The sequence below is a fragment of the Acinetobacter sp. YH12100 genome, from assembly GCF_013419135.1.
Lineage (GTDB): Bacteria > Pseudomonadota > Gammaproteobacteria > Pseudomonadales > Moraxellaceae > Acinetobacter > Acinetobacter pseudolwoffii.
The window spans coordinates 40323-51861 of sequence record NZ_VPAQ01000018.1 but is presented as its reverse complement, the minus strand read 5'-3'; the positions used below and the strand labels follow the sequence as shown (position 1 = coordinate 51861).

The following is an 11539-nucleotide window of genomic DNA, read 5'->3' as shown; positions in this document are numbered from 1 at the left end:
GGCTTTGTTGCACAAAGATTTGAAATGCAAAGCGCCCCTAATTGAGCCAAATTTAAGGCGTAACTTGGGTAAGTGGTCGACCTAATTCCGTAAATCTGTTGAGGACTGCTACACGTGCATGAATTTCATTCACCTGACTAGGAAAGCTTCTTGCCATTAATTTATCGCCTAATAATTTGATGCAATGCATCTTGGTTTCCACCAAACTGCGGCGATGATAGCCTGACCATTTTTCCCATAATGTCCTGCCTAAACGTTTAACTGTTCGAAGTAATTCATTTCGCTCTAGCGAGCTACTCTTTGTATCTTTCCATGGTTTCGCATTTTTTCTAGGTGGAATCACCGCATGTGCTTGCCGATCTGCAATGACCTGACGGCATTGCTTGGTGTCATAAGCTCCATCGGTATAAACAGAGTCAATCTGCTCATCTTGTGGAATCTGATTAAGTAAATCACCAAGCACCTGTGAATCACTGACATTATTGGTTGTGAGCTGAATAGCGCGTATTTGTAGGGTTTTGGCATCTATACCAATATGTAGTTTACGCCATTGGCGACGATATTCAGCTCCATGTTTCTTGCGTTTCCATGCGCCCTCACCTAGAAACTTCATGCCTGTAGAGTCTACGAGTAGATGCAGCCCATCGCTACTTTTTTGGTAGCTGATTGCAATATCAATATGCTTTTGTCTTCTACAAAGCGTACTGTACGAATATCACTGATATTCGGGGCTGCTCAGCCGCAAAGTTTAATCAGACTTTGCACAAAGCCAGTGACCATACGTAAAGATAGACGGAATAAGGATTTAATCATTAAGCAGCATTGGATAGCTGCGTCGGAGTAGGTTTGATTTCGCCCTTGTTTGCCTTTTGATGGAGCATACCATTGCGTAGCAGGATCAAACCAAATGGCAATATTTCCGCGACTCATGAGTGCTCGGTTATATGCGGGCCAATTGGTTGTGCGGTAGATTTTGTGTGTAGGCTTCTTCATTTGAAAATTATATCGCTGAAAAAGCCTTTACAGATAGGTTTGTGCAACAAAGCCGTTTTCTAGGAAAGATCTTCAATACGGTGAAAAAATGGCAAATTCCACGGGTCATCAATACAGATAAAGCAGCGACCTATGGCCATGCTTTATCACGATTAAAGCGAGAAGGAAAATGTCCAGTAGATATTGAGCACAGGCAGATTAAGTATAAAAATAATGTCATTGAATGTGATCATGGTAAGTTAAAGCGAATCATCAGGGCCACATTAGGATTCAAATCTATGAAGACGGCTTATGCCACAATTAAAGGTATTGAAGTCATGCGTGCACTACGTAAAGGACAAGCATCGTCATTTTATTATGGTCAGCCTCAGGGTGAAGTGTGTCTAATCAACAGGGTTTTCGGTCTCTAAGCACTTTTTAAAGGGAACATCATCGACTCAAATCTCTATTTGCAACAGTGCCGTAAATTTGAGAATGAATCTGTACGTACAGACTCATTCCCTATCTATAAAGATATTAGAAATAGCTACATAGAGTTTATTTCTAGTTTATTCAAATTAGTCGTTCAAATTAGGCGTTACTACGGATGAACAATAATTTTTACAGCAGACTCATTATTATGAATCAATGTTTCAAAGCCTTTAGAAACAAGATCATCTAATGCAATCCGTTGGGTAATAAAAGGTTCTAGATTAATCTTACCTTGCTCAACCAAACGGATAGTTTCCTGATGATCATTTACATAAGCAATCGTGCCACGAATATCTAGCTCTTTCATCACCACACTATGCACATTAATTGTGGCAGGATGGCTCCAAATAGAAACGATAACGACTACACCAGTTGGTTTCATTGCTGCAACGAGTGTATCCATGACTTTATTGACACTACTACATTCAAAAGCGACATCTACACCGCGGTCTTCTGTAATTTTCATTACCTCAGCAACTACATCAACCTTAGATGGGTCTAGTACATAATCGGCAACACCCGCTTCTATCGCTTTTTCTTTACGTTTTGCACTCAGTTCAGTAATGATGACCGTGAGACCTTTAGCCTTTAAAATAGCAGATAAAAGTAAGCCTATTGGGCCTGCTCCACCAACCAGTGCGATATCGCCAGCTTTTGCGCCACTTCTGACATAGGCATGATGACCGACAGATAAAGGTTCTATCAATGCTGCTTGGTCTAAAGGAATATCATTTGAAATAGGATGTACCCAACGCCGCTGAACTGCAATTTTTTCAGAAAGACCACCACCGCGTCCGCCTAAACCAATAAAGTTCATATTTTTTGATAAATGATACTTATCATTGGGGCCAGTCGGCACATCGTCAGCAATGATGTAGGGTTCAACTACGACATGTTGCCCAATTTGGATATCATCTACACCCTCTCCAACTGCATAAACCACGCCTGAAAATTCATGTCCCATTGTTACAGGTGCAGATTCTCCCGAAATTGGGTGTGGGTGACCACAAGGTGGAATAAAAATAGGACCTTCCATGAATTCATGTAAATCTGTACCGCAAATACCACACCACGCAACTTGAATTCCAACTGTGCCTGGAAGTACTTTCGGTTCAGGGATATCTTCAATTCGAATATCCCCTCGGTCATAAAAACGAGCTGCTTTCATTTTATATTCCTTATATTGATGTTAACGGTAAACCAGTGCGTACACGGCCTCAACTTTCAATAAAGTATAAAAGGTGTTTGTGTAGGCAATACCCTTACTTTTGATAAGCCAAAAGAAAGCAAAAGCCTTTGTTACCCATACATAACATCCCTATTATGATGGATAACGTGTGGCATCCCTGCCACACTCGTGTATCCAAACGTTGCTTAAATTAAACTATGTAATAGTGGCGACATAAAGGTGCTCTTATCGCTATATATTAAAAACTTAGTGGAACACTGTTTCTAAAGCTTTTAAACCCACTTTGGGATCAAGTAGACCGTTGTAAATTTCAGGGATTTCACGTTCCACCCCAAAAAATTCATAAATGGCAAGCATCGCCCCACGAACTGAATATTCCACAGTAAAGACCACGTCATCTTCAATTTCCACAAACTGTCCAAGGAAAGCAAAGTTTTGTGAGCCTTGTGGAATTACCTGTGGACGATCCCCCGGTTTACGGCAGGCGAATAGGGCAGAGGCGTATGGCATCATGGCGGTAGTAACATCAGTCGTTGCCAAAACATGATCTAAAATGTCGTCAAAACCGAGCTGTTTAATCAGTTCTGTTAGGATTTCTTGCCCCGTGGCTTCGGACATTGGTTTTTTGATGTAATCGCCTATATGGTCAATTTGGAAACCGTAGCCCCATAAGGTATATAAACCTTCAGGTAAGTCGGCAAAGTGTGGCTGTGCAGGAACCACGATGGATAAATGCCAACCCGACTCATACCAAGTCATGAGTGCGCCTGTGCCTGGTTCATTGCCTGTATAGTCAATAATACGTTTAAGTAGCACGTCATCTTTCATGGTCAGAGTGAAAGACTCCCACTTATGTTCATCGACATTGCCATAAAAAGTCATTGGACGGCCAAAGTCTGGGGCTTTTTGTGCCAGCGTTTCCCAAAGCGTCCAGCCATGATCTTCTCGATGACGAATAAGGGCAGGCACGTCATGATTACCGCCATAACGTGAGTCTGCTGTAATAGAGCCTAAAGTGAAAATAGCTAAATCATTGGCTTTCAGATTAATTTGCTCTGAGCCTTCAGGCAATTGTACATATAGGCGTGAAGCGTAGCGTTCTTGAGTTTCAGCATTGGTAATGAAGTCTGCATCTGTGACATAGTGTCCAAAACGCACATCGACGCCTTGTGCGACTAACCAACGCTGTAGGGGCAGAATCATCGAGTCATATTGGTTGTACTTGGTACGTTTCACACCCGCTAAGGTATGAATGCGTGGCAATTCTTGAATAAAACGCAAGAAATAGCGTCTTAACTCTGCTGCACTGTGCCATTTTTGAAAAGCGAAAGTCGTGCGCCACATGCGCCAGAAATTGGTTTCAAAAAAGGTTTCATCAAAAAACTCATCAATGCGGCGACTGCCAATTTTTTCTTCTTTTGAAGCTAATAGGCGCAGCATCTGTGCACGATGTAGCGTATTCAGACCAAGCTTTGCTGCATCCGCAATGACATGTTCGGCATCAATCAACCGTGCATTGGCGTGGGTTTTCACTTTTTCATTAAACTCACGACATTCTTCACGCACCGAAATGTCTGGATTTTCCAAAGATGGAATACTGGAAAATAAGTCCCATAGGCACAAATAAGTTTCATCGGTCAGCATTCGCCCACCACGTGTTACCCAAGCTTGCGCGGCATGCGGTGTATGTCCACCATCCATCGAACCACCTGAAATATCGAGTTCTTCTAAAATATGGATATTTTTGGCAGGGACTTTGGCATCACGGATTGCAAATGCAGCAGCAGCCATACCTGCGATACCACCACCAATAATCCAAAGATGGGACTGTTGTGCGTCTAATGGGGTGCGCTTCTTCTTATGCATGGTTCACCTTTAATAATGATGTTAAAAACTATGAAGTATAAAATGTGATTTAGAAAAACCTTAAAAATAGTATGACTTTTTATATATGAAAAATGTATGAAATGGGAAGCAATTTACTCATTATATTTTGTAATCAAAAAAATGTAAGTAATGGTTATTTTTAATACACATTTGTATTTTTTTTAAAATAAAATATAATTTAAGTAATTGATTTTATTATTTTATTGAGTAATCACTCTATTTTGATCATATTTGTTTGTGTCTGAAGAATGTGTTTGAAACTAGGCTTTCTATTGATCATTAAAAGATATAATTGAATAATAGATCTCTTTCATAAATCAAAAAATGAGCACCTTTTTGATTGATATTTGTACTCTAATTTTCTTAGCATTCGTGCATAATCTGCGGATGAAATACATTGATTCAAAGAAGCTTTCTGAAACACAGTTTAAGCGATATACAGGCATCTCATGGTCAACCTTTTATTTAAATGGTTGAGCAATTGCAGAAGCATGTTCCAGCTAAAGGCAGACCACCCAAGTTAAGTGTGGAGGATCAGGTTCTGCTCTGTCTGAACTATTGGCGGGAATACCGAACTTTATTTCACATTGCTACGAGTTATGGGGTTTCAGAGCCTACAGCCTCAAGAATTGTACGTCATGTTGAAGATTGCCTGATTCAGTCCAAGCTGTTTAATTTACCGAAGAATTTGCCCGAAAGCGAAGGCATAGACTGGAATGTGGTGATCCTGGATGCCACAGAAATTCCAATTCAAAGGCCTAAAAAAACAGAAGAAAAACTATAGTGGCAAGAAAAAGACCCATACCTTTAAAGTACAGGCCATCATCCATTATAAAACTCAGCAAATTCTGAGTTTATGCACTGATCGCGGTACGGTGCATGATTTCGAGCTATTCAAACGCAATTTAAAGCAGATTCCTTCAGGAGCTTTTATCCTTGCAGATAAAGGCTACCTGGGAATTTATGCTGTGTATCCTAATAGCCTGTTGCCGTTAAAAGCCAAAAGACGCTGTAAACTGGATCCTGAACTCAAAATCTATAATCAGGAAATCAACAAAAGAAGAATCGGGATCGAGCATGTATTTGGGCACTGTTGCAAATAACCACGAATGGTAAGCTGAAGACTGTTTTAGCTAAAGATGCAGCATATGAATCCTTTCCATGGTCGGCATTTTCAGGGCGAAATCATTCTTTGGGCTGTGCGCTGGTATTGTAAATATGGCATTAGCTATCGTGAACTGCAGGAAATGCTGGCCGAACGGGGTGTGAATGTTGATCACACGACTATTTACTGTTGGGTTCAACGTTATGCTCCTGAAATAGAAAAACGTTTACGCTGGTATTGGCGTAATCCTACAGATCTGAGCTCGTGGCATATTGATGAAACCTAAGTAAAACTGAATGGACGATGGTCTTATCTGTATCGTGTAGTCGATCAACGTGGCGATACCATTGATTTTTATCTTTCTTCTAGACGTAATACCAAATCAGCATATTGTTTTCTTGGAAAAATTTTAAATAATGTGAAGAAGTGGCAAATTCCACAAGTGATCAACACGGATAAAGCACCCACATATGGACGTGCTTTATCACGGTTAAAACGGGAAGGTAAATGTCCACCAGACCTTGAGCACAGGCAGATTAAGTATAAAAATAACGTGATTGAATGTGATCATGGCAAGCTAAAGCGGATCATCAGGGCCACATTAGGATTCAAATCTATGAAGACGGCTTATGCCACAATTAAAGGTATTGAAGTCATGCGTGCACTACGTAAAGGACAAGCATCGTCATTTTATTATGGTCAGCCTCAGGGTGAAGTGTGTCTAATCAACAGGGTTTTCGGTCTCTAAGTACTTTTTAAAGGGAACATCATCGACTCAAATCTCTATTTGCAACAGTGCCGAATATTTTATGCAGCAGTGAGTTCCGTAATTTTCTTTTTCAACACTGATACTTGTACGGCTGAAGATCGAAAGCTATTTCTGCATCTGCATTGAAGGCTGTTAATACCTCGGCTTTTGGAGCTGTTTTTTTAGCCCCTATGATTAACCACGATTGTTTAACTAATATGAACAAAGTCGTGAAACATTGGTCAAAGAATAGGCGTGAAACATGAAAAATCATAAAAAAAGCCCAATCGGGTGTGATTGGGCTATAAACTAGAAACTACAGCATTGATTTCTAAGGTAAATTATAACACGTTTCGTATAAGGTGTATTATGTTAATTTTAAAAATCTTTGAAGCAGATGATTGAGTATCTTAGTTTTGACCTCTAATCAGGTTAGATCATATGTAATATAAGTATCTAAAAGTTAGGAGAACTCATGAATAATAACTACTCAAAACCTATAATAATTTATTGGATTAAAATATTGTGATCAGATACACAAAGTATATTAGGTCACAGCAACATTAAATAGTGATCCGATCCAAGCACTGAATAACATTGCGACAATTCCCCAAATCATAACCCGAACAGAACCTCTCCAGATACTTACACCGCCAGCATAACTCGCCAATGCTCCCATAATTCCGAGAGTTAAAACTCCAATCAGCATGACACCTTTATCTAAATATTGTTCAGGCAGAAGCATCATTGAAATTAAAGGAAATAATGAACCTACAGAAAATGCGAGGGCTGAAGAAGATGCCGCTAGAAATGGCTTGGCAGAGGTATGAACTGAAATGCCAATTTCATCACGAGCATGTGCATCTAAAGCATTATGCATAGTTAGTTTTTTAGCGACATCTTCAGCTAAAGTTGGTTCTAAACCACGTTGTATATAAATATTTTTTAGTTCTTGCAGTTCATGTTCAGGATGGAGTTTTAACTCACGTGCCTCCATTTTCAGATCATTTTGTTCAATATCTTGTTGTGATTTAACGGAAATATATTCACCTGCAGCCATTGAAGCCGCCCCAGAAATTAATCCCGCAACACATGTTACTAATAATGTTTGAGAAGAAGCACCACTGGCTGCTATTCCGACTACTAGGCTTGTTACAGAAATAATCCCATCATTAGCTCCTAGTACAGCCGCACGTAGCCACCCTGACCGTTCAATATAATGTTTTTCGATATGATAAGAATGGCGCACAATATAGTCCCTTGCTGTTATCAGAATGATTATAGTAAATATTTTATCTATAAACCTTAATTGAGCTAGACAATAGAGAATATAAGTCACTACTGATGCATAGGGTTTAACTAATACAGTTCGCACCCATTCGGGATGCTCTGTATCTTTCGTTATTAAGCACAAGAAAGTTTGTAATCAGGGAAATGGCGAAATTTTAATGGTGCTCAATCGCTCGTAGACACTCGCTCGGTTTTTACTAAGATGAATTGAATTATTAGAATATCTAATCAAGATCATGGAGCTTTGATTGAATAATAGGCATGGAACATGAATAATCATGAAAAAACCGTTCTAGTTCGCTGAACCCTAGAACGGTTTTGACTAAGATATTGATGCTAAAAGGAAAAATTTAAGCATTTTGTAAGATGTGTATTATGTTAATTTTAGAAAATCTTAATCGTTAGCTAACATAATCTTCAGTTGATATCACTTGAGCATATGCAAATTCAAAAGCGGCCATTAATGTTGCATGGACATGACCAGCAGGTACTTTAACGCCATTAAATTCCAGGTCTAGTGTTGCACAAGCGTCATGAATAACTTTTACCTTATAACCAAAATCAGAAGCATCACGAACAGCCGCATCGACACACATATGGCTCATAGCACCAATCACGACTAACTCAGTCACTTGATTGCTATCTAAAATTTCTTTGAGATTCGTGTTTAAGAACGCATTGATGTGATTTTTAATGATCACAGATTCATCTTCTTGCGGCTTAACTGTGTCCTGAAATTCAATACCATTTGAGTTGGGTTCAAATATAGGAGATTCAGCATTAGCAATATGTTGGACATGAATAACTTGTGTACCCTGTTGACGGGCCTTCGCAATTACTTTCACTGCATTAGCAGCAGCTTGTTCAATATTTACTAAGGGTAATTTACCTGTAGGTAGATATTCATTTTGTAAGTCGATAACTAATAAAGCTGATTTTGACATATCTGTTCCTTTACTTAACTAATATTTGTTTTGTTCTACTTAGGTTTTTAAAGAAGTGGAAGTATTCCATTTCTTTAAGTTACTTTAGAAAGAAAGTGTTTCACCATCGATAGGAATTAAAACCTTATCTTGAATTCCTTTGTCTTTTACATATTCTGCAAGCTGAGCACGTGTTACCGACATGTGGTTAATGGCATCCATGTGAACAGCAATAACTTTGGCATTTGGTGCTTTCTGAGTTGCGCGATAAGTATCTTCTTTACCCATAATAATGGATTCTTTAAAGCCATCAACCAAGGCGTTACCTGTATTCAAGACAATCACATCAGGTTTAAATGTTTGAATCGCTTGATCAACTTCAGAACGCCAGATGGTATCTCCTGCCACATAAACAGTTTCATGGCCAGCAGCTTCAAATACCACACCCATTGCTTCACCTAATCCAGCTTTAAGCTTAGGAATACGGTACATGGCATCAGTACCGTGTTGACCACCAGTTTTAGTGAGCTTAATCCCTTCAAAGGTCGCTTGAGTTAATACACGAACATCTTTGAAGCCTTGTGACTGAGTGATTTTCTGGTCTTCTTTATTCTGTACAAACAACGGCATGTTTTTCGGAATAGTCGCTTGTGCTGCATCATCCCAATGATCTAGATGGGTATGGGTCACGATTACCGCATCTACACCTTCTAAAATCGTTTCGGGCTTGATAGGCAAATCGACTAATGGGTTCCGTAAATAGCTACGATGAGTATCAGGAAAACCTTCATAGAATCCTTTTTTAGCAAACATTGGGTCAATTAAAAAAGTCGTATCAGCATAGGTTACTTTAATCGTTGCATTGCGAATTTCTTGTATATGCGTAACTTTAGAAGTATCTCGCTGAACCACCTTATCATTCGCATATAAATGGACTGAAGCCATTGCCAGAGAGAGTGCAATAACAGAGCTACTTAAAATTTTATTCATGTTCCAGATCCAATCATTTAGTCATACTCGAATCATGATAGGAAAAATTAAGCAATAAAATTGTCCTTAAGGACAATCATCGAAACTATTGGGACAACATGCTATATTTATTATTTTAGAGAGGTAGATTGAATGGCTATACCAGTGATTGGATTGTTCGTATATCCCAATATAAATCCATTTCACTTCTCTATCCCCCATATCATTTTCAATATCAAGATTGAAGATAAACGCTTATTTGATCTGAGAATTTTTTCTATAGATGGCCAACCCGTAAAAACAGAACAGTCTATGATGATTATCCCTGATGGGGGGATCGAACTTATTAAACAATTGGATCTTATTATTATTCCTGGATGGGATGATTTTAATCACAAACCTGAAAAAGTACTTATCGATGCCCTAAATTGTGCATATCAAGCTGGAATTAGAATTGTAGGGTTATGCTACGGAACTTATGCATTGGCATATGCAGGGCTGCTTGACCATAAAAAAGCAGCTACGCACTGGATGGCTGAACAGGATTTTAGTGAACGATTTCCACAGGTTCAACTTGATAATGACGCCCTGTATGTAGAAGACCAAAGGATCGTAACCTCTGCTGGAACAGGCGCAGCGTTAGACTGCTGCTTGTACTTGGTACGTGAAATCTATAATGCACGAATTGCGAATAAAGTTGCTAGAGTAATGGTGATCCCGCCTCACCGTGAAGGTGGGCAAACTCAGTTTATTGAACAGCCAGTCGCAGAATCGAGCCAAGATGCACAAATTAACCTATTACTTGATTTTTTAAGAAAGAATTTAGCCTTACAACATAATATTGAAAGCCTCGCTGAACGGACACATATGACACGCAGGACGTTCACACGGCACTTTAAGAAAGCGACAGGTATGACCTTAGTCGATTGGCTGAATACTGAAAGAATCAGATTAAGTTGTGAACTTTTAGAAGCGACAAACTTGTCTATCGAAAAGATAACCGAGCTTTCAGGTTTTAATAATACTGTGTCATTTAGAAAGAATTTCCGTGAAAAATATGGCACCAGCCCTCAGGCATGGAGAAAAGCTTTTGGGATCATTAATGAGAATAATCCGCCCCATTTAACATAATGGATATTATACGAAATTGAAATGTTACTCACCATTCAAAATGTCTATATTCTCACCAATAAAAATGTCTAGTTTATGATGGTTTTTATCACCATGGACTGGATATAAAATATAGATGCTGATCACTATGTCGGATAAAGAACTTAAACGATTGTCGGTCTTGCAGGAAATCTGCGATCAACGCATAACTCAATCCCAGGCTGCTCAGCTACTTCTACTTCATATTTCAGAATGTCAGGTCAGACGCTTACTGCAGAAATACAAAGTTCAAGGTCCAGCTGCATTAGCCCATACGGGTCGTGGCCAAACCAGCAATTCCAGGCTTTCTTAAGAACTCAGACTCAAGTGCCTCAATATTGTTTCTGATCAACTGCATGGTTTCGGACCAACCTTGGCGCATGAAAAGCTTATTCAACAGGAGTTATGGTTCATTCTGACCAAGGCAGTCAGTACTGTAGTCGTGCTTTTAGAGCACTATTATTGACGAATAACTGTATTCAAAGTATGTCACGCAGTCTTGCGCAGTACACTGCTCATGTTGGGACAATGCAGTGACTGAAAGCTTCTTTCATACATTGAAAGGTCATGTAATCCATGGCGTGTGTTTGCCACTCGAAAAGAAGCGAATGCTGTCTTGTTTGACTATATCGAGATTTATTACAATCGAATCAGAAGACATTCTGCAAATGGCTGGTTAAGTCCTGAAGCCTTTGAACAAAAATATTGTAAGAATTTAGAGGGATCGACTGTCCACAATACTGTCTAGGATCAGATAAAGGATTCTGCATCTGAAAAAGGCCTTTAGCTTAATTCTGAGCTTCGACTAATGACAA

Annotated in this window: 8 protein-coding genes and 5 pseudogenes; 7 read left to right on the top strand and 6 right to left on the bottom strand. The window is 39.3% G+C overall.

Annotated elements, in window-relative coordinates; all coding sequences use genetic code 11:
- Positions 1-52: 52 nt before the first annotated feature.
- Positions 53-993, bottom strand: a pseudogene (locus FTU40_RS12630) (IS5 family transposase).
- Between the two features lie 56 nt (positions 994-1049).
- On the opposite strand from FTU40_RS12630, the pseudogene FTU40_RS12625 reads away from it, so the two are divergent.
- Positions 1050-1403 (top strand): annotated as a pseudogene (locus FTU40_RS12625) (IS6-like element IS1008 family transposase); the annotation flags it as partial.
- A 170-nt stretch (positions 1404-1573) separates the two neighbouring features.
- On the opposite strand, the gene FTU40_RS12620 reads toward FTU40_RS12625, so the two are convergent.
- Both FTU40_RS12620 and FTU40_RS12615 read right to left on the bottom strand, forming a co-directional pair.
- Complete coding sequence (locus tag FTU40_RS12620) at positions 1574-2632, bottom strand: 2,3-butanediol dehydrogenase (protein WP_004281883.1); 1059 nt, start codon at positions 2630-2632, stop codon at positions 1574-1576.
- Between the two features lie 267 nt (positions 2633-2899).
- Positions 2900-4519, bottom strand: a complete 1620-nt coding sequence (locus tag FTU40_RS12615; protein ID WP_109267733.1) for an oleate hydratase — start codon at positions 4517-4519, stop codon at positions 2900-2902.
- A gap of 502 nt (positions 4520-5021) precedes the next feature.
- Here FTU40_RS12615 and FTU40_RS12610 point away from each other — a divergent pair.
- From FTU40_RS12610 to FTU40_RS12600, 3 genes and pseudogenes are all read left to right on the top strand, one after another.
- Entirely contained in the window at positions 5022-5324 is a 303-nt protein-coding gene (locus tag FTU40_RS12610) for a transposase family protein (RefSeq protein WP_171069802.1), read from the top strand.
- On the top strand, positions 5272-5643 hold the full coding sequence (locus FTU40_RS12605) for a transposase (protein WP_024160689.1): 372 nt from the start codon (positions 5272-5274) through the stop codon (positions 5641-5643). Before FTU40_RS12610 ends, FTU40_RS12605 begins: the two co-directional genes overlap by 53 nt.
- 45 nt (positions 5644-5688) lie before the next feature.
- A pseudogene (locus tag FTU40_RS12600) lies at positions 5689-6393 on the top strand (IS6-like element IS1006 family transposase).
- Between the two features lie 547 nt (positions 6394-6940).
- Here the strand turns inward: FTU40_RS12600 and FTU40_RS12595 are convergent.
- The 3 genes from FTU40_RS12595 to FTU40_RS12585 form a co-directional block, all read right to left on the bottom strand.
- Positions 6941-7642: a VIT family protein gene (locus FTU40_RS12595; protein WP_180041055.1), complete on the bottom strand. Its 702-nt coding sequence runs from the start codon at positions 7640-7642 to the stop codon at positions 6941-6943.
- 442 nt (positions 7643-8084) lie between these two features.
- On the bottom strand, positions 8085-8627 hold the full coding sequence (locus tag FTU40_RS12590) for a cysteine hydrolase family protein (protein WP_180000241.1): 543 nt from the start codon (positions 8625-8627) through the stop codon (positions 8085-8087).
- Positions 8628-8711: 84 nt separating this feature from the next.
- Positions 8712-9596: an MBL fold metallo-hydrolase gene (locus FTU40_RS12585; RefSeq protein WP_180041053.1), complete on the bottom strand. Its 885-nt coding sequence runs from the start codon at positions 9594-9596 to the stop codon at positions 8712-8714.
- 132 nt (positions 9597-9728) lie between these two features.
- Here FTU40_RS12585 and FTU40_RS12580 point away from each other — a divergent pair, with 132 nt between their 5' ends.
- From FTU40_RS12580 to FTU40_RS12570, 3 genes and pseudogenes are all read left to right on the top strand, one after another.
- Positions 9729-10706, top strand: coding sequence for a GlxA family transcriptional regulator (locus tag FTU40_RS12580; RefSeq protein ID WP_044109732.1), 978 nt, complete (start codon positions 9729-9731; stop codon positions 10704-10706).
- Positions 10707-10833: 127 nt separating this feature from the next.
- A pseudogene (locus tag FTU40_RS12575) lies at positions 10834-11115 on the top strand (helix-turn-helix domain-containing protein); the annotation flags it as partial.
- Positions 11109-11472: pseudogene (locus FTU40_RS12570) on the top strand (IS3 family transposase); the annotation flags it as partial. The pseudogenes FTU40_RS12575 and FTU40_RS12570, both read left to right, overlap by 7 nt.
- Positions 11473-11539: the final 67 nt, after the last annotated feature.